The sequence below is a fragment of the Mesorhizobium sp. M8A.F.Ca.ET.202.01.1.1 genome, from assembly GCF_004791595.1.
In the GTDB taxonomy this organism is placed as follows: Bacteria; Pseudomonadota; Alphaproteobacteria; order Rhizobiales; family Rhizobiaceae; genus Mesorhizobium.
In genome coordinates this window covers 261,158-278,433 of sequence record NZ_SRUN01000007.1, presented here as the reverse complement: position 1 = coordinate 278,433, position 17,276 = coordinate 261,158, and the positions used below count along the sequence as shown (strand labels likewise).

The 17,276-nt window shown below is 63.6% G+C and carries 16 protein-coding genes; 9 read left to right on the top strand and 7 right to left on the bottom strand.

The window, feature by feature from the left end:
- Positions 1 to 38: 38 nt before the first annotated feature.
- Positions 39 to 206, top strand: a complete 168-nt coding sequence (locus EN845_RS17785; RefSeq protein ID WP_127275745.1) for a hypothetical protein — start codon at positions 39 to 41, stop codon at positions 204 to 206.
- Between the two features lie 71 nt (positions 207 to 277).
- On the opposite strand, the gene EN845_RS17780 is transcribed toward EN845_RS17785, so the two are convergent.
- Entirely contained in the window at positions 278 to 979 is a 702-nt protein-coding gene (locus EN845_RS17780; RefSeq protein ID WP_127275746.1) for a response regulator transcription factor, read from the bottom strand.
- Between the two features lie 45 nt (positions 980 to 1,024).
- Here EN845_RS17780 and EN845_RS17775 point away from each other — a divergent pair, with 45 nt between their 5' ends.
- Positions 1,025 to 1,798, top strand: a complete 774-nt coding sequence (locus tag EN845_RS17775; protein WP_189522880.1) for a response regulator transcription factor — start codon at positions 1,025 to 1,027, stop codon at positions 1,796 to 1,798.
- A gap of 77 nt (positions 1,799 to 1,875) precedes the next feature.
- Positions 1,876 to 3,963 carry a PAS domain S-box protein gene (locus tag EN845_RS17770; RefSeq protein WP_167531408.1) on the top strand — a complete coding sequence of 696 codons (2,088 nt, stop codon included), beginning with the start codon at positions 1,876 to 1,878 and terminating at the stop codon, positions 3,961 to 3,963.
- A gap of 133 nt (positions 3,964 to 4,096) precedes the next feature.
- Here EN845_RS17770 and EN845_RS17765 read toward each other — a convergent pair whose 3' ends face one another.
- Positions 4,097 to 4,504 carry a hypothetical protein gene (locus EN845_RS17765; RefSeq protein ID WP_127872167.1) on the bottom strand — a complete coding sequence of 136 codons (408 nt, stop codon included), beginning with the start codon at positions 4,502 to 4,504 and terminating at the stop codon, positions 4,097 to 4,099.
- 437 nt (positions 4,505 to 4,941) lie between these two features.
- On the opposite strand from EN845_RS17765, the gene EN845_RS17760 reads away from it, so the two are divergent.
- On the top strand, positions 4,942 to 6,144 hold the full coding sequence (locus EN845_RS17760; RefSeq protein WP_127872034.1) for an aromatic ring-hydroxylating dioxygenase subunit alpha: 1,203 nt from the start codon (positions 4,942 to 4,944) through the stop codon (positions 6,142 to 6,144).
- A 44-nt stretch (positions 6,145 to 6,188) separates the two neighbouring features.
- Here EN845_RS17760 and EN845_RS17755 read toward each other — a convergent pair whose 3' ends face one another.
- The gene (locus tag EN845_RS17755; protein ID WP_281040980.1) at positions 6,189 to 6,806 is read right to left on the bottom strand and encodes a TetR/AcrR family transcriptional regulator; all 618 of its coding nucleotides are present in this window, start codon (positions 6,804 to 6,806) and stop codon (positions 6,189 to 6,191) included.
- 115 nt (positions 6,807 to 6,921) lie between these two features.
- Here EN845_RS17755 and EN845_RS17750 point away from each other — a divergent pair, with 115 nt between their 5' ends.
- Both EN845_RS17750 and EN845_RS17745 read left to right on the top strand, forming a co-directional pair.
- The gene (locus EN845_RS17750; protein WP_127872035.1) at positions 6,922 to 7,953 is read left to right on the top strand and encodes an aldo/keto reductase; all 1,032 of its coding nucleotides are present in this window, start codon (positions 6,922 to 6,924) and stop codon (positions 7,951 to 7,953) included.
- Between the two features lie 31 nt (positions 7,954 to 7,984).
- Positions 7,985 to 8,743, top strand: a complete 759-nt coding sequence (locus EN845_RS17745; protein WP_127872036.1) for an SDR family oxidoreductase — start codon at positions 7,985 to 7,987, stop codon at positions 8,741 to 8,743.
- Between the two features lie 144 nt (positions 8,744 to 8,887).
- Here the strand turns inward: EN845_RS17745 and EN845_RS17740 are convergent, their stop codons facing one another.
- Positions 8,888 to 10,306 carry an aminotransferase gene (locus EN845_RS17740; protein WP_127872037.1) on the bottom strand — a complete coding sequence of 473 codons (1,419 nt, stop codon included), beginning with the start codon at positions 10,304 to 10,306 and terminating at the stop codon, positions 8,888 to 8,890.
- A 269-nt stretch (positions 10,307 to 10,575) separates the two neighbouring features.
- Between EN845_RS17740 and EN845_RS17735 the strand changes: the two genes are divergently transcribed.
- From EN845_RS17735 to EN845_RS17725, 3 genes are read left to right on the top strand one after another with little or no spacing between them, the layout of a single operon-like run.
- Positions 10,576 to 11,493, top strand: coding sequence for an ABC transporter permease (locus EN845_RS17735; RefSeq protein ID WP_127872038.1), 918 nt, complete (start codon positions 10,576 to 10,578; stop codon positions 11,491 to 11,493).
- Positions 11,490 to 12,311, top strand: a complete 822-nt coding sequence (locus EN845_RS17730) for an ABC transporter permease (protein ID WP_127872039.1) — start codon at positions 11,490 to 11,492, stop codon at positions 12,309 to 12,311. Before EN845_RS17735 ends, EN845_RS17730 begins: the two co-directional genes overlap by 4 nt.
- A gap of 52 nt (positions 12,312 to 12,363) precedes the next feature.
- The gene (locus EN845_RS17725; protein ID WP_127872040.1) at positions 12,364 to 13,437 is read left to right on the top strand and encodes an ABC transporter ATP-binding protein; all 1,074 of its coding nucleotides are present in this window, start codon (positions 12,364 to 12,366) and stop codon (positions 13,435 to 13,437) included.
- Here the strand turns inward: EN845_RS17725 and EN845_RS17720 are convergent.
- The 3 genes from EN845_RS17720 to EN845_RS17705 form a co-directional block, all read right to left on the bottom strand.
- Positions 13,401 to 14,711 carry a flavin monoamine oxidase family protein gene (locus EN845_RS17720; RefSeq protein WP_127872041.1) on the bottom strand — a complete coding sequence of 437 codons (1,311 nt, stop codon included), beginning with the start codon at positions 14,709 to 14,711 and terminating at the stop codon, positions 13,401 to 13,403. The two genes, EN845_RS17725 and EN845_RS17720, sit on opposite strands and share 37 nt — an antisense overlap.
- A complete protein-coding gene (locus EN845_RS17715; protein ID WP_127872042.1) occupies positions 14,708 to 15,781 on the bottom strand; it encodes an extracellular solute-binding protein in 1,074 nt (357 codons plus the stop codon). The genes EN845_RS17720 and EN845_RS17715 overlap by 4 nt, the downstream gene beginning before the upstream one ends.
- 402 nt (positions 15,782 to 16,183) lie before the next feature.
- The gene (locus EN845_RS17705) at positions 16,184 to 17,266 is read right to left on the bottom strand and encodes an ABC transporter substrate-binding protein (RefSeq protein WP_127872043.1); all 1,083 of its coding nucleotides are present in this window, start codon (positions 17,264 to 17,266) and stop codon (positions 16,184 to 16,186) included.
- Between the last annotated feature and the right edge of the window lie 10 nt (positions 17,267 to 17,276).

Below are 17,276 nucleotides of genomic sequence, written 5' to 3'. Positions count from 1 at the left end.
CGACCCGCGACACCGGCATTTTTTGGGGAATTCCGACGATGAAAACGAAATTCGCAGCTTCCGTGCTTTCCGCGCTGCTCTATGCGCAGGGTCTGCTCGGCTTTGCCGCACTCGCCAGCGTGCTCCTCAAGGAACGCGCTCACGCAAGCGAGTTCGTCGCCGGCGGCGACATGGCCTCGGGTCCGTCATTGCTGGTGGTGCGCTGAACCTCGCGCGCATCGGCGCGGAAATGGAAGGGCCGATGCTGATCCGGGGAACAAGCGGGAAAAGGCAGCCGTCAGTCGGCGAACTGCCGCGGCGGATCGAACCTGTAGCCGGCGCCGCGTATGGTGGTGATGGTCTCGGTATCGAGCTTGCGGCGCAGTCGCACGATGCGCGAGTCGATCGAGCGATCGAAGGCGTCGGCATTCTCGGCCGGCGCCGCCGCGATAATGTCGTCACGCGTCAGCACCTTGCGCGGGCTCGCCAGGAACAGCCTGAGCAGCGCCACCTGGCCGGGCGAGAGCTGCTCCTGCGTACCGGAGCGATGCATGACGATCGCCGATCTCAGATCGACGGTCGCGTTCTCCAGCACGATCAGTTCCTGGGTGCCCCTGCCACGCCGCGAAAGCAGGCCGCCGACACGCGCGGCGAGTTCCCTGACATTGAGCGGACTTTCGACGACGTCGGCGGCACCGAGCTCCAGCGCGAGCACCTTGTCGAGGAGATCGGCCGGCCGGCATATCAGGATGAAATCCGGTCCATGTTCGCCGCCCCCGCCTTGGCCGCCATAACGCCTGAGCAGATCCCGCCCTTCCGCCTGGCTGAGGCTATCCCCGACGACGACGACATCGATGCCTCTGCCCTCCAGCAGCGATTCCGCCTCCCAGGGCTGCCGCGCCTGACGCACGTCATGGCCGCGCCGCTCAAGATGGTCGGCAAGCTCGGTCGCCACGACCTCGGCGACGGAAACAAGCGCGATGACGGCTCGTGCGGCCATGTTTTCCAACCGTTCCCTGGCAACCGGATATGAGTGCTGGACATCATGTTTATACCCAATCTACTTTCCACTGAAAGTGGGAGCGAGAGCATCGTGCGGGCAAGAATTGTCATCGTCGAGGACGAGCCCGACCTGAGGGACGCGGTCGCCGAATATCTCGGCGCCGCGGGCTATGATGTGGCGACCGCGGAAACCGCGGCCGCCGCGCGCAGCCTGATCGAGACGCAGCCCTTCCATCTGGCCATCCTCGACATCGCCATGCCTGGCGAGGATGGCCTGTCGCTCGGCCGCTGGCTGCGCTCGAAAATGCCGATCGGCATCATCTATGCGACCGCCGCCGGCACCGCGCTCGACCGCATCGTCGGGCTGGAACTCGGCGCCGACGACTATATCGTCAAGCCGTATGAACTGCGCGAGGTGCTGGCCAGGGTGCGCAGCGTGCTGCGCCGTGTCCCGCAGCCGATAGAGCCGCAGGACAGGAAAGCCAGGACCGACCGCCGCTCCGTCGCCTTCGGCCCCTTCCAGGCCGATCTCGACGGCAGGCTGGTCACCGGCGCCAACGGCACTGTGATCGACATGGCCAAGAGCGAATTCGACGTGCTGGAGGTTTTCCTGACCCGCGCCAACCGGCTCTTGACCCGGGCTGCGATCTCCGAGGCGATCGGCTTCACCGAGGATCCGGAATCATCGCGCGCCGTCGACATCCGCATCATGCGTCTGCGCAAGAAGATCGAGACGGACCCGGCCAATCCGAAATTCCTGCGCACGGTACGCGGCGAAGGCTATATCTTCTCGCTGCCGACCGGCGACGGCAACTGAGCGTCAGACCCACGGGGGTTCCGCTCCACGGCCGTTGCCAGCCGATCGATGGCGTGACTCTGGAATAGCGGCTGACAATGACGGGCGACACGGCAAGCACGGATATGCAGGGTTTCAGGCAAGGCGCGGCGATGGCGGCCGTGCGTGTCGTGCGCCGGCTGCGCGAGGCAGGCGACTGGCAGCGCGAAATGGACGGCGTATTGGAAACGCTGTGCCACGCCATGGAATGCCAGCGCGGCATCCTGTTCCGCTTGCGCGAACTGCCCGGCCAGGGTTTCGCTCAGTCGGTCGCCGCCTATTGGATCGACCCCGATTTTGGTGGCGAACTGGCCTCACCGACCGTCATCATGCAGTCGATCGTCAATTCGGATCCGCTGCTGGAGCGGCTGGCCGAGGATGAGCGGCAAGGCAAGATATTCGCCGGGCATACGCGTGATCTCTCGGGGTTCCTGAGGGCCGATTTCGAAAAGCAGAACATCAAGTCGTTCCTGTCGGTGTCGGTCTTCGCGCACGGCCATCTCTGGGGCACGCTCGCGGTCAATGATTGCGTCGAGGAGCGTGAATGGACCGATGAGGAAGAGGCGACGCTGCACATCATCGCGCTCGCCATCGGCGACGCCATCGAACACTCCCCTTCCGACGCCCATGCCAGCGAGGTGATCCGCCGCACCATGCTGCAGGCCTCGCTCGACGCCATCATCGTCATCGACGAGGCCGGATCGATCATCGAATTCAATCCGGCCGCGGAAAAGATGTTCGGCTTCCAGCGCAGCGAAATCCTCGGCAAGGACCTGCTCGATACCGTCGTTCCGGAATATTACCGCAAGGGCTATTCCTCGGGCGCCGACTACATGTCCGGCCGCGGCGCGCCCATGGTCGGCCAGCGGCTCGAGACGGTGACGCAGAATGCCGCCGGCGAGGTCTTTCCGATCGAGCTGACGGCGACCGAGATGCGGGTCGCCGACCGCCGGCTGATCTTCGGCTCCATCCGCGACCTGCGCGAGAGGCTGCGCGCCGAGGAGGAGATCAACCGGCAGCGCGAGAAGCTGCACCAGAACGAGAAGATGGCGGCGATGGGCTCGCTGCTCGCGGGCGTCTCACACGAACTCAACAACCCGCTGGCCGTGGTGGTCGCGCAATCGACGCTGCTGCATGAATTCGCAAGCGATCCGCAGACCAAGGTGCGCGCCGAAAAAGTGCGCGCCGCCGCCGAGCGCTGCGGGCGCATCGTCAAGAGCTTCCTGTCGATGGTCCGCCTCCATCCGGCGGCGCAGGCCGAGACCGATCTCAACCAGGTGATCCGCGCCGCTCTCGAAGTGACCGCCTATGGCGCGCGCTCGAGCGGCATCATCATCGATACCGATTTCGCACCGGGTCCCCTGCTGGCCATGGCCGACGCCGACCACGTGACGCAGGTGGCGGCCAATTTCCTCATCAACAGCCAGCACGCCCTGGCTGGCGTCGCCGGCGATCGGCTGATCAAGGTGCGGAGCTTCCGTGGCGACCGGGGCAATCCCGGCTTCTCGGTCGAGGACAACGGCCCCGGCATTCCCGAAGCCATCCGCTCCCGCATCTTCGAATCCTATTTCACCACCAAGCCGGTCGGTGTCGGCACCGGCATCGGCCTGTCGATTTCGAAATCCATCATCGAGCGGCACAATGGCAATGTCTGGTTCGAGGAAGTGCAGCCGAGAGGCGCGCGTTTCGTCGTCCAGTTGCCCGCTATCTCGGCAGGCATGATCGCAGCTGGCGAAAGCCAGCCGCGATCGAGCGGCCTGCGCCATGCCCTGATCATCGATGACGAGCCTGACGTCGCCGGGTCCTTGTCCGACATTCTCGAATTGATGGGCATCAAGTCGCGGATCGCGCCGGTCTGGGAATCGAGCGCCGCCACCTTGAGCGGCCACATGCCGCCTGACATCGTCTTTTCGGATCTGCGCATGCCCGGCACATCAGGCATTTCGATCTACCGCGAACTGCTCGCCGAGCGCCCCGACCTGGCGCGGCGCTTCGTGCTGGTCACCGGCGACCTCATCGGCGCGAAGGCGGAAATCGAGGCGTTGCCGGCGCAGCAGCGGCCCCAGATCCTCGAAAAACCGTTCAGCACGCTGGATGTACGCAGCGTGCTTTCGACCATTGCCGAGCAGGCCGCGTTGAAAGCATAAAAAGAGGCCCCCGGCCGACGTGCGGCGGGAGCCGAGGAGAGCGCTGGAGGTGCGCTCGGGGAGGTCAGGGTATGATCCCCAAACGGGAACCTGTTTTCGGAATCATGCCCAGGCAGAAACCCGGAGACAAAAATCAGAAGATGTTCGGCGTGCTGGTCACCGGCACGGCGTTGGCGATCATGCGGATCGCGCGGACCTTGTGCGTTCCGGACTGCTGGGCGATGGCGCGCAGGCAATCCACGCTCTCGGCGCCCCAGGCTTGCCCCTTGCAGGCGAAATCGATCGCTGGCATCGGCAGGCGGGCGGTCGTGGTTGTGGTCGGCGCACCTTCGATGACGTTGGCAGGCGGATTCAACGAAGCGAAGGCCGGACCGACCGTCGGCGTGAACGCCATGCCGGCGAAGGCGCAAGCAGCCAGCGCCATGAACATTGCCATCGGGTGGTCGCTGGCACGCTGGCGAAGGGCCAGCTTCGGGCGGCGGTCAGCGCGCTCTGGAGCCTGAAAGCGGTTGCCGCTGGTGATCTGGACTTTCGCATGCATCATCTTCCCCTTCGTTGATTTTCTTTTTGCGATAAAACGAATTTAATCGCGCTCTGTAACGGCGCAAAGGTGACGAGAGCGCGGCAATGTAACCGGATTGAAACATCCATGCGGGCAGAAACGGTCAAAATCGGTCATTGGCTATTTTGACCTGAGTGGCGGGTTGCCCTCCGTGCGCCGCCGGGGCTTTCTTGCCAGCGCAATACCTTGTCGAGGGGCGCGATTTGCAGCGTGAACCGGCGACAGGGCGGAGGTTGTGGAAGTCCGGCTAACACCCGGATTTTCCGGGGTTTTCGGGGCCCGCGGCGGAGCCGGATGCCGTTGGAACCTGGGCTTACATTTCCGATACGGAATCTGCGTATTTCCACAAGCCATTGCATTTCAATGCAAAATATGATTATATTGAATGCATATTCAATAAAAAGAAGAGACGGTTCATGAACCCGCACCTCCGTGACGTGGCAATCCCGAACGATTGGGACCGGCGGGGATTACCGGGCTGGAGTTACCATTCCGCCGCCCTTCTAGAACTGGAGAAGGAGTATGTTTTCCGCAATCATTGGCAGATCGCCGGACATGTCTGCGACATACCGAATGCCGGTGATTATCTCACCATGGATGTCATTGGCGAGCGCGCTCTGATCGTACGCGGCAAGGACGGCGTCGTGCGCGGCTTCAACAACATGTGCCGCCACCGCGGCAGCCGCGTCGTGGCCGACAGCCAGGGCAATTGCAAGAACGCGCTGGTCTGCCCGTTCCATGGCTGGGTCTACAACCTCGACGGTACGTTGCGCGGCGCCGCCCGGCCGCGCTCCTTCCCCGATCTCGACAAGACCGAGTTCGGCCTGATGCCGCTCGATCTCGAAGTCTGGATGGGCTTCATCTTCATCCGCTTCCGCAATGGCGGGCCACAGCCCTCGGTCGCCGAGCTGTTGAAGCCGATCGAACCCGAATTCGCACACTACAAGGCCGCCGACATGGTGCCCTCCTGGGGCATCTGGACCCAGAAGACACCGGTCAACTGGAAGTCGGTGCGCGACGTCGACAATGAAGGCTATCACGTCGCCATGGCGCATCCGGCCCTGCAGGATCTCTATGGCGCCACCTATTTCGACGAGCCCTTCATCAACGGCGTCTCGCGCTCCTTCGCCACCTACAACCCGCATGCCGGCCGCCGCTGGAGCGTCAGGAACTACGTCAAGATCGCGCCGGAGCCGACGCATCTGCCGGACCATCTCAGGAAGGCCTGGGTCTATTACGGCATCTTCCCCAACGCCGTCCTGTCGGTGATGCCGGAATCGGTGCAGTTCTACCAGGAGTTCCCGCTGTCGACGGGTGAGACCCTGCTGCGTGGCGCCATCTATCGCTACCGCGATGAAAGTCGCGAGCAGGCCGCTGCCCGCTACCTCTCCTTCCGTATCGATCGTGACACCATGTCGGAAGATGTGCAGCTCTCGGTCTGGTCGAACGAATCCATGCTGTCCGAGGCCTTCGAGGGGTTTTACCTCTCCGACCTCGAATATGGCGTACGCACGCACCACGACCACCTGCGCAAGCAGATTCCGGTGCTCGGCCTGGATACCGCGCCGGAGGAAAAGGACATGTGGAATCTGAACGACGCGCTGCGGTCGCGGTCGTAGGTGCGCGCGACCGCACTATAGGCCGGACGATTCCTACATCACTCCTACGACGACTTCGCGCCGTAGCGCAGCCCGTCGACGAGGAGAGCCACCATGCGCTCCGCGCGGCCGCTCCCGGCATTGTGGGCCGACATACACAGGCTCGCCACCGCGCCCAGTAGCTCGTCGGCATCGACATCGCCACGGATTTCGCTGGCGGCGATCGCCGCGTCGAGAAGCGTGCGCAAGGCAGGCCGCAGCCGCTGGTCGAAGTAGCCCGGCAGGCTGTCGAACGCCGGATCTCCTGAGTGCAGGGCCTTGGCCAGGCCACGCTTGGCGGCAATGAAGGCCGCGTATCGCTGCATCCAGGCCGCCAGCGCGTCGAAGGGCTCATGCCCGGCCGACAGGACGGATGCTGCGTCCGCGCAGCCATCGATCTCCCGGCGAAAGACGGCGGCGATCAGGTCGGAGCGCTGCGGAAAGTGCCGATAGAGAGTACCGATGCCGACGCCCGCCTTTTCCGCGATTTCGCGCACCGGGGCGTCGACGCCCGAGGTCGCGAACACCGCCATGGCGGCCTGGAGCAGCGTGTCGAGATTGCGTTGCGCGTCGGCGCGCACGCGTCGATCCGCGCCGCCTCGCAGCCCCACGCCAGCGTCTGAATCGTCCGTTCTGTCGTCCAAAATGCACCTGCTTGCCAAACGGAACAATGTTCCGTATAATGTGGAACATGGATCCGTTTAGGCTGAATAGCACAGCAAGGCGGTTTTAGCCACAGCCAAGCACGAGGAGAGAAACATGCAGTATCGCCCGCTCGGACGGACCGGCATCAAGGTCAGCCCTTACTGCCTGGGCGCGATGATGTTCGGCAGCATCGCAAACCCCGATCACGACGAATGCATCCGTATCATTCACAAGGCTTTGGATTTTGGCATCAACTTCGTCGACACCGCCGACAGGTACAGCAACGGCGAGTCGGAGGAGATCGTCGGCAAGGCGCTGAAAGGTCGGCGCGACAAGGTCGTGCTGTCCACCAAAGTGAACGGGCAGATGGGCAAGGATGCGAACAGCCAGGGCAATTCGCGCCGCTGGATTATTCAGGCGGTGGAAGCGTCGTTGCGCCGTCTGCAGACCGACCACATCGATCTCTACCTCATACATCGCCCGGCACCGGACACCGACATCGAGGAAACGCTCTCGGCACTCACCGATCTGATGCGCGCCGGCAAGGTGCGCGCGATCGGATCCTCGACTTTCCCGCCCTCCGAGATCGTCGAGGCCCAGTGGGTCGCCGAGCGGCGCGGGCTCGCCCGTTTCCGCGTGGAGCAGCCGCCTTACTCGATCCTCGATCGCGGCATCGAGCGCGAAGTACTCGCCGTCTGCGAGCGCTACGCAATGGGAGCGATGGTCTGGAGCCCATTGTCGAAAGGCCTGCTCACCGGGCGCTACCGCAAGGGGCAACCGCTGCCCGACAGCCTGCGGGTGAAATACATGCCGACGCAGATGTCCGATGAGCGCAGTCTGGATGCGGTCGAGCAACTCATCCCGCTGGCTGAAGAGGCGGGGCTGTCGCTCACCCACATGGCGATGGCTTTCGTCATGGCTCATCCGGCCGTGACGTCGGCCATTCTCGGGCCACGTACGATGCAGCATCTCGACGACCTGCTCGTCGGCGCCGAGGTTCACCTCGGCGACGAGGTTCTGGACCGGATCGACCGGATCGTCCCGCCCGGGACTGACGTCGGCTTGAACGAGGCCAACTACAACCCGCCGGCGATCCTGCAAGCCGATCTGCGCCGCCGGCCGACCGCCGAACGCGCCGCTGCATAAATCCTGAACAACCGTCGAAGGAGAGATCATCATGCTGGATAGACCCGTCGCCTTGGTCACCGGGGCCAATCAAGGAATAGGCCTTCAGATCGCCAGGGATCTCGTGGCGCACGGCTTCACCGTGCTGGTCGGATCGCGCAATTTCGAGCGCGGCGAGGCGGCGGCCCGTGATATCGGGCAGGACGCGCGCGCATTCCAACTCGACGTGACGGATCAGGCTTCGATCGCCGCCGCGGCGGAGCGTATCCGCAATGAGCTTGGCCGCCTCGACGTGCTCGTCAACAACGCCGCCATCTCGAACACCAGCAAGCGGCCCGGCCAATCCATCGAGGACTATGCCAAGCTGACCCGCCCGAGCAACGTGTCCCTCGACGAAGTGCGCGCGGTCTGGGAGACCAATGTGTTCGGCGTGCTTGCCGTCACCCAGGCCATGCTGCCGCTGCTGCGCGAAGCGCGGGCAGCCCGCATTGTCAACGTGTCGAGCGGCGTCGGTTCGCTGACACGCAATGCGGACCCGGCCTTCCCCTACCGCTCGATCTTCGGCCCGGTCTACCCCGCGTCCAAGACGGCGCTCAACGCCATGACGTTGGCCATGGCGATCGAGCTGGAGCCGACCGGAATCAAGGTCAACGCCGTCTCGCCGGGCTTCACCAAAACCAACCTCAACGGCTATGCCGGCACCGAGACCGTCGAGCAGGGCGCCCGCGAGGCGGTGCGTGTCGCGATGCTTGGCCCGGACGGCCCGACAGGGACGTTCACGCACGCAGAACTCGGAACGATTCCCTGGTGATCCGGATACCGCTCTTCAGGGCTTGTCCGCCGTTGCCGGGACAATCTGCCGCGTTGCGGCGTCCATGGCTTGCGGAAAATTGCTATAATTTCGAACTGATCGCCAAGACGTACCGGCGGCATCCCCCGCGAGGGGGATCGGCTGTCATCCCCGCCACACGCCCTCTTTCCTGAGATCATCCATCGTGCGTGAAATGCCTTCGCGCAGGATCGCCACCATGTCGTCGATCTGCTCGCGCGTGATGATCAGCGGCGGCGACATCACGCACATGTTGATCAGTGGCCGCACCAGCAGGCCAAGTTCGTGGCAGTGGGCGTCGATGCGCTTGCCGACATCCTTGTCGAGTTGCAGTGGATCCTTGCTTTCGCGGTCGGCGACGCATTCCACGCAGCCCATCAACCCCACGCCGCGCACCTCGCCGACCAGCGGCAGCTCTTCCAGCGTCTTTAATTGCGCCTGGAAATAGGGCGCGACCGCCTGCGTGTGGGCAAGCACGCTTTCCTCCAGCAGGTCGAGATTCTTCAAGGCCACCGCGCAGCCGACGGGATGGCTGGTGTATGTCAGGCCATGGCCGAACAGCGCATCGGGATGGTTGGACCGGCGCAGGTTTTCCAGCAGCCGCTCCGAGATGATGACGCCGCCGAGCGGGAAATAGCCTGAGGTGACGCCCTTGGCGAAGGTGATCATGTCCGGATCGATGCCGAACACATCGCCCGAGGCAAAGACATGGCCAAGCCGGCCGAAGCCCGTCACCACCTCGTCGGAGACGTAGAGGATGTCGTTGCCACGGCAGATCTCGCGGATACGCTTGAGATAGCCGTCGGGCGGCACGACGACGCCGCCGGAAGCCTGCACCGGTTCGCCGACGAAGGCGCCTATTCTGTCGGCGCCGACGCGCGCCACCGTGTCGCGGAACTGGTCGACGAGGAAATCGGTGAAGGCGGCAAGGCTCATCCCTTGCGGGCGCCTGAACGGATCGGGCGAGGACAGCTTGACCACCAATTCGTCGGCGCCGTCCATCCAGTCGCGATCGCGCGGACGGCCATTGAGCGAGGCCGACAGATAGGTCGAGCCATGATAGGCGCCGCCTCGGCTCAGGATGAGCTTCTTTTCCGGCCGGCCACGCACATTGTTGTAGAACTGCATGAAGCGCAGCGCCGTCTCGACGGCCGAGGAACCGCCCGTGGTGTAGAAGACATGGCTGAGTTCGCCTGGGGCATGGCCGGCGATGCGTTTGGCAAGCTCCGCCGATGGCGCGTTCATCGTGTACCAAGGCGTGTTGTAGGACAGCGCCATCGCCTGATCGTACATCACCCTGGCGAGTTCCTCTCGACGATGGCCGACATTGACGCACCACATGCCGGCAGGCCCATCGATCAGCCGCTTGCCGGTGCTGTCGGTGATGTAGATGCCATCGCCCTCACCGATCAGCGCGCGCGCCTCCGAACCGACGGAACCGGCATAAGGCCAGGGCTGGATGAGATGACGCCTGGCCAGTTCGGCCGCATCGTCGTTGCCAGGGCCAGCCGTTTCGCGTGCCTTCAGATCTCTCAGAGCCGCCATCATCGCCTCCACATCATCCCTCGAATTTCCCGGGCATCAATCCGGTCCGCCATGGCCGAAATCGTCGCCCTGCTCACCCGATTTTGAATGTCCGTTCAATCAACATTGCAGAATTAGCGCTTGATTTCAATCCGCGGATGCGCGCATGATGAAAGAAAGCCGGCAAGGGGAACAATAGCCGGCGCCAGCCCAATGGGATGCCGTATGGCGGGACAGTCCAGGCCAGCAACCGAGATCGCACCCGGAGCCCTGCCCCCCGGTGCCCTGCAATGACTGTGGCTGCGGAAGGGTCGCCCCCGTTGCGCATGACGCGGGCCAGACGAAATGCCCTTCTGCGATCCGAGCCCGTACAGGGCTTTGCCCTGATAAGCCCGACCTTCCTCTACGCGCTGATCCTGTTGGTCCTGCCGATCATGGTGGTCATCGCCCATTCCTTCTGGACGCAGCACTACCTGACCATCGACCGCACCTTCACGCTGGAGAACTACCGCGTCGCTCTGACCGAGCCGATCTACCGCGATCTGTTGTGGCGCTCGCTCTACATCTCGCTGACGGTCAGCCTGTTCACCGTCGTCCTCGCCTACCCGATCGCCTACTTCATTTCCTTCCATGGCGGCCGTCACAAGAGCCTCTGGCTGTTCCTCATCACCATACCGTTCTGGACCAGCTATCTCTTGCGCGTGATGTCGTGGAAGGTCATCCTGGGCTATAACGGCGTCTTGAATTCCGGCCTGATGGGCCTCGGCATCATCGACGAACCATCGACAGCCCTGCTCTACAATTCGAGCGCCGTCATCATCACCCTCACCCATGCCTGGGCGGCCTTCGCCATTCTGCCGATCTTCGTTTCGCTGGAGAAGGTCGACCGCACGCTGGTCGAAGCGGCCACCGATCTTGGCGATGGCCCCTTGCGCTCGTTCCTGCGCGTGACCTTGCCGCTGTCGGCGCCAGGCATCATTTCCGCGGCGCTGATCGTCATGATCCCGACGGTCGGCGACTATGTCACGCCAAAGCTCGTCGGCGGCAAGGACGGCGTCATGATCGCCAACGCTATCCAGGCGCAGTTCGGCAAGGCCGCCAACTGGCCGCTCGGCGCCGCACTTTCCGTCACCACCATGCTGATCGTCTCCCTGATGGCGGGCGCCACGGTGCTGATCATCCGCACCTTGCAGAGGATGGCGCGATGAGAGCGCGGCGCTTCCTGCCGGGCGGCTGGCTGTCGGCCTATGCGTTCCTCTACATCGTCTTCCTCTATCTGCCCGTCATCTTCCTTCCGATCTTCTCGATCAACACGGCGGCGACGCCGAAATTCCCGCTGACCGGCTTCACCCTGCAATGGTACGAAGACCTGCCGCGCACGCCGGCGCTGCTCGACGCCACCTGGAACAGCCTGATCGTCGGCGTCTCGGCGGCCATCCTCTCCACCGTACTCGGCATCCTCGCCGCCCGCTCGATCACCCGCTACCGCTATCCCGGCCGCCGCGCCATCAACGGGCTGATCATGGCGCCGCTTGTGCTGCCAGAAGTCATCGTTGCCATCTCCATGCTGCTTGTGATGCTGCAGTTGGGCCTCAGCCTTTCGCTGTTCACCGTAGTGCTCGGCCACGTCCTGGTCTGCATTCCCTATTCGATGACGGTGCTGACCTCCGGCTTCGAAGGTTTCGACCGCAGCCTCGAGGAAGCCTCCGCCGATCTCGGCGAAAGCGCCTTCGGCACCTTCCGGCGCGTGACGTTGCCCATGGTGGCGCCGGCGATCATTTCCAGCCTGCTGGTCTGCTTCACCATCTCGCTGGACGAGTTCATCATCGCCTTCTTCCTGACAGGCACCGAGGCGACACTGCCGATCTACATCTGGGGCCAGTTGCGTTTCGCGTCGAAGCTGCCCGGCGTGCTGGCGCTGGGCACGCTGCTTTTGGTCGCCTCCTTCCTGCTGATGACGATCGCCGAAATCCTGCGTCGCCGCGCGGCCAGGCGTACCCAGAACGAGGGAGGCCTCTATGCCTGAGCAGCAGCGGATCGAGCGCCCTCACGCGGACAGGATCCAATCCGAAAGGCCGATGATCGAGATCCGCAACGTCACCCGCAGCTACGGAGCGTTCAAGGCGCTGGACGACGCCTCCCTGACCATCAGGGAAGGCGAGTTCTTCTCGTTGCTTGGACCCTCCGGTTGCGGCAAGACCACGCTTTTGCGCATGATCGCCGGCTTCGACAATCCGACCAGCGGTTCGATCGCGGTCGGTGGCCAGTCGATGGAAGGCATCCCGGCCAACCGCCGGCCGACCAACATGGTGTTCCAGAGCTACGCGATCTTCCCGCACCTCAATGTCGAGCAGAACGTCGCCTACGGGCTGAAGCGGTTGAAGCTGCAGGGCGGCGAAGAGAAGCGCCGGGTTGAGGAAGCGCTGGGGCAGGTCTCGCTCACCGGCCTCGGCAAGCGGCTTGCCACCGAGCTTTCCGGCGGCCAGCGCCAGCGCGTCGCGCTTGCCCGCGCCCTGGTAATGCGGCCAAAAGTTCTGCTGCTCGACGAGCCGCTGTCGGCGCTTGACAAGAAGCTGCGCGAGCAGATGCAAGTCGAGTTGCGCCGGCTGCAGCAGGCGGTCGGCATCACTTTCGTGCTCGTCACCCACGACCAGTATGAGGCGCTCGCCATGTCCGACCGCATCGCCGTGATGTTCGGCGGCAAGATCGCGCAGGTCGCCTCGCCAAAGGAAATCTACCAGCGTCCGGTCAACCGCCAGGTCGCCGACTTCCTGGGCGGCATGAATTTCGTCAAGGCCGAGATCGTCGAGGAGAACGGCGCCTCGCTGATCGTCGACACGCTCGGATTCGGCCGCATCAAGACCGACAAGCCCAAGGCTTTCGTGCGCAATGGCGGCGCCGCGACGCTCGGCATCCGACCGGAGCGGCTGCGCGTGCTATGGGACAACGCGACAGCCAAATTCGAGGTCGCCGGCAAGGTGGTCGAGCGCCACTATTTCGGCGAGATCACCCATCTGATCGTCGAAATCCCGGGCCTGGAAAAGCCGTTGTCGGTGACCGAGACCAACGATTTCGGCGCCGACGATATCCCGGTCGGCACCCCGATCCGCCTCGCCTATGATCCCGAAGCTCTGGTCGCGATGGCCGACTGAACATCGGCGATGATCCTGCGCGCCGCAATGCGCCCGGCCACGATCGCGCCTTCGACATAGCCCGGGAATGACGGCGACAATTCCGACGAAGCGAAATGCAGCGGCGGCGCACCGGCAAGAATGGTGCGTTCGGCATCCCTCGCCGTCACGTCGATGATCAGGTCGCTATAGGCACCGCCGCTCCAGCCATCGTGCGTCCAGTCGCGGCGGCTGAAATCGAGACTATCCGCAGCCTCCGGACCGAGCGCCTCCACAAGCCTCATCGTCACCTGCGCCCGCAGGTCCGCCTCGCCGAGTTTGTGCCAGCGCAGCGCCAGAGGCCCGCCGGCGAAGACGACAAGCGCCGCATGATCGGGATCCTTGCTGGCGTCGCAGGCAAACAGCCCCGGCAGATCCCGCCACATCACCATCCCGCTCAAATCCCGCTCGCGCCAGAATGGCCTGGGATAGCGCACCAGGATCTTGATCACGGCGCCGCTTTCCCAGGCGCCGAGCGCCCTGTCCAAGGCTGCTGGCAGGACGGGCGTGAAATCGAGCTTCGCGGCTGTCGCCGGCGGCACGGCCACCAGAACGGCGCGCGCTTCGATCACGCCATTGCTCGAGACAACCCGAACCCCTGGCGGACCATATTCGATGTGGGTGACCGGTTCACCCAGCCTCACCCGGCCGCCGAAATCCCTAGCCAGATCGTCGGCCACCGACTGCATGGTCTCGCGCAGGGAATATTGCAGCTCCGGCACCTCATTGGTGATGCGCCGGTCATTGTCGATCAGGTACCAGAGCGGCACCTTCTCCAGCGCCAGGCACCACAGGCCTTCGATCATCGACCGGAAGGCAGCCTTGGCGTCAGTCGCGTCGTTCTGGCCTTCGAGCCAGTCGGCAACGGTCAGGCGTGAGATCGCGGGATCGTTGGGTTCGATCCTGTTCATGCGTTCGCGGATCGCCATCGAGGCATGATAGGTCCGCTCGGCTCTCGCGGCCGACATCGCCGGATGGGTGATAAAATCGCCCTCGACGTAGGTCTCGACGAAGGTCTTGCCGCGGGCCCGCGCCAGTTCCATCAGCTGAGGCATGTCCTCGCACAGGAACTGGCCGCCGCTGTCGATGCGCTCGCCAAGTCCGTTTCGCATGGCCTCGACGCGGCCGCCGACACGACCGCGGGCTTCCACCAGCACGAAATCGACGCCGGCGCGCTTCAATTCGATCGCGGCCGAGAGACCGGTGAAGCCGGCCCCGACGATGACGACGCCGGTCCTTTCGGTCTTGTCGCTCAATAGCCGGCCTTGATCTTCTCGAACTCGGCGACCATGCGCTGCTTTAGCTCCGGCGCGACGGGTTGCTGGAACAAGGTCTTGTCGAGGAACTTGTCGAGATTGTCGAAGCCGCGGTCGGCCAGCACCTTGTGGTCGATCGCAGCCATCCCGGCGCCATTGCCGTGGCCGTAGCCGAAGGTCTTGACCATATAGTCCGACACGCCGGGCGCATTGACGGCGCTGAGGAAATCATAGGCCTCGTCGAGCTTGCCTGGCGCATCCTTCATCAGCACGTAGCCGCACACCCAGGTCGAAATCCCTTCGTTGGTCTCGCGGTTCATGGCGATCGGCAGCCCCTGTCCCTTCAGCGTCACGAAGGTCTCGTTCCAGCCCCAGACGAGGTCGACCTCGTTGCCGATAAAGGCCTGGTTGAGGTCGGTGTCGTCGGTCCAGTAGAAACGGATGTTCTTGTGCACGTCACGCAGGAAAGCGGACGCCTGCTTGAACTGGTCGTCGGTCATCTTGGTCCAGTCCTTGAGACCGATGACTAGGCTCGCCAGCGCATAGGCGTCATCGACATTGTCGCCGATGGTGACGCGGCCCTTGAACCGCGGATCGGCGAAAATCTTGAGCGACTGTGCCTGTTGGGCCGTCACCTTGTCGGTGCGGTAGAGCAGCGAGGTGTTGCCCCAGTCGAATGGCATGAACCAAGCCTTGCCGTCGGCGGTGACGGCGAGATCCTTCATCGCCATGATACCTGGATTGAGATCCTTCCAGCCAGCGATCCGGGACGTGTCGAGCGGCTGCAGCAGGCCGGCCTCGCGCCACTTCACCACGCTTTGCGAGCAGGGATGCGCGACATCGGCCTTGAAGCCTGCCCGCATCTTCTCGAAGGCCTCGTCCTCGTCGCCGAAGAAAGCAAAGGTCGGCTCGGCACCGTATTTGGTCGTGTACGCCGGATGCAGCAGCGGATCCTCATAGCCCGACCAGTCGAATACGACGAGGTCGCCGCCGCCTTCGGCGAGCGCGTAAACCGCGCCGGCGCCAACCATGCAGGCGGCGGCGACAAGGCGACGAAGCGCGGAATTCATGGTGCGAAAACTCCCCCATCGCGAAAGATATCGGGAGCGAGGTTAGGAGAATTCCCAAGCTTTGGCGAGGCCGCGAATTCGATGGAGCAACCACTTCGGACCAACTTGCGGCCGGGACCGGCAATCATTGAAGTCAGCGCTGCCCCTCGTCGCCCTGCCGGGCACTTCTCCCCGTATAGCGACGGGGAGAAGAAGGCTGCCCGCAGTGCCGGCACTCTTCCTGCAACGTCGGCGATTGGCGAAACCGGCGACGACAGCACCCCTCTCCCCGTCATTATACGGGGAGAGGATGCCGGCAGGCAGGTGAGGGGCGGCGCCAGCGCTCGAATGGATGATGGCAACCCGAGCGATCACCCTAGTTCCATATCCGAGCGGGCAGGAACGGCCACTCGAAAGCAGGCCTCAATAGCCCGCTTTGATCTTCTCGAACTCGGCGATCATCTTGAGCTTGAGATCGGACGGCAGCGGCTGCTGGAACAGCGTCTTGTCGACGAATTTCTGCACGTCGTCATAACCCTTTTCCTTCAGGACGGTCTGATCGACGCCGGCCATGCCCTTGGCGTTGGCCTGGCCGTAGCCCCAATCCTTGACCAGCACCTTGGCGATCTCCGGATCGTTGACTGCGTTGAGGTAATCATAGGCCTTGTCGATGTTGCCGGGAGCATCCTTGAACAGCACATAGCCGCAGACCCAGGTCGAGATGCCCTCCGCCGTGTCCTTCTTCGACTTGATCGGCATGCCGGCTGCGACCGACTGCACGGTCGCATCGTTCCAGGCCCAGGCGAGGTCGACCTCGCCCCCGCTCAACAACTGCACGATGTCGGTGGTGTCGGTCCAGTAGGAGCGCACGTTCTTGTGCACCTGGCGCAGGAAATCGGATGCCTGCTTGAACTGGTCGTCCGTCATCTTGGTCCAGTCCTTCAGGCCGATGGCGAGGCTCGCCAGCGCATAGGCGTCGTCGACATTGTCGCCGATCGACACCCGGCCCTTGAACTTCGGATCGGCGAACGCCTTCAGCGACTGCACGTCCTTGTCGTCGATCTTGGAGGAATTGTAGGTGAGCTGCGTGTTGCCCCAGTCCCAGGGCATGAACCAGGCTTTTCCGTCATCGGTGGTGGCGAGATTCTTCATCGCCATGATACCGGGATTGAGGTCCTTCCAGCCTGTGATCTTCGAGGTGTCGAGCGGCTGCAGCAGGCCAGCCTCGCGCCATTTCACCACGCTCTGCGAGCAGGGATGGCCAAGGTCGGCCTTGAAGCCGGAACGGACCTTCTCGAACGCCTCGTCCTCATCGCCGAAGAAGGCGAAGGTCGGCGAATCGCCGTTCTTCTCGACATATTTCGGGTGGAAGCCCGGATCCTCGTAGCCGGACCAGTCGAACACGATCAGATCCTTGTCGGCGGCGATCGCCAAGGCGGTGGCGGAGGCCGCCAGGGTTCCGGCCAGTGCGAGCGTCAGTGTCAGGCGTCTTGTCAGTGTCTTCATTGCTGTTCCA

What these genes read in the sequence shown, in the direction of transcription:
- EN845_RS17715 (WP_127872042.1), bottom strand. Translation starts at nt 15,781, where the DNA reads ATGAATTCCGCGCTTCGTCGCCTTGTCGCCGCCGCCTGCATGGTTGGC.
- EN845_RS17740 (WP_127872037.1), bottom strand. Translation starts at nt 10,306, where the DNA reads ATGGCGGCTCTGAGAGATCTGAAGGCACGCGAAACGGCTGGCCCTGGC.
- EN845_RS17705 (WP_127872043.1), bottom strand. Translation starts at nt 17,266, where the DNA reads ATGAAGACACTGACAAGACGCCTGACACTGACGCTCGCACTGGCCGGA.
- EN845_RS17730 (WP_127872039.1), top strand. Translation starts at nt 11,490, where the DNA reads ATGAGAGCGCGGCGCTTCCTGCCGGGCGGCTGGCTGTCGGCCTATGCG.
- EN845_RS17770 (WP_167531408.1), top strand. Translation starts at nt 1,876, where the DNA reads ATGACGGGCGACACGGCAAGCACGGATATGCAGGGTTTCAGGCAAGGC.
- EN845_RS17745 (WP_127872036.1), top strand. Translation starts at nt 7,985, where the DNA reads ATGCTGGATAGACCCGTCGCCTTGGTCACCGGGGCCAATCAAGGAATA.
- EN845_RS17750 (WP_127872035.1), top strand. Translation starts at nt 6,922, where the DNA reads ATGCAGTATCGCCCGCTCGGACGGACCGGCATCAAGGTCAGCCCTTAC.
- EN845_RS17735 (WP_127872038.1), top strand. Translation starts at nt 10,576, where the DNA reads ATGACTGTGGCTGCGGAAGGGTCGCCCCCGTTGCGCATGACGCGGGCC.
- EN845_RS17785 (WP_127275745.1), top strand. Translation starts at nt 39, where the DNA reads ATGAAAACGAAATTCGCAGCTTCCGTGCTTTCCGCGCTGCTCTATGCG.
- EN845_RS17780 (WP_127275746.1), bottom strand. Translation starts at nt 979, where the DNA reads ATGGCCGCACGAGCCGTCATCGCGCTTGTTTCCGTCGCCGAGGTCGTG.
- EN845_RS17760 (WP_127872034.1), top strand. Translation starts at nt 4,942, where the DNA reads ATGAACCCGCACCTCCGTGACGTGGCAATCCCGAACGATTGGGACCGG.
- EN845_RS17775 (WP_189522880.1), top strand. Translation starts at nt 1,025, where the DNA reads ATGTTTATACCCAATCTACTTTCCACTGAAAGTGGGAGCGAGAGCATC.
- EN845_RS17725 (WP_127872040.1), top strand. Translation starts at nt 12,364, where the DNA reads ATGATCGAGATCCGCAACGTCACCCGCAGCTACGGAGCGTTCAAGGCG.
- EN845_RS17765 (WP_127872167.1), bottom strand. Translation starts at nt 4,504, where the DNA reads ATGCATGCGAAAGTCCAGATCACCAGCGGCAACCGCTTTCAGGCTCCA.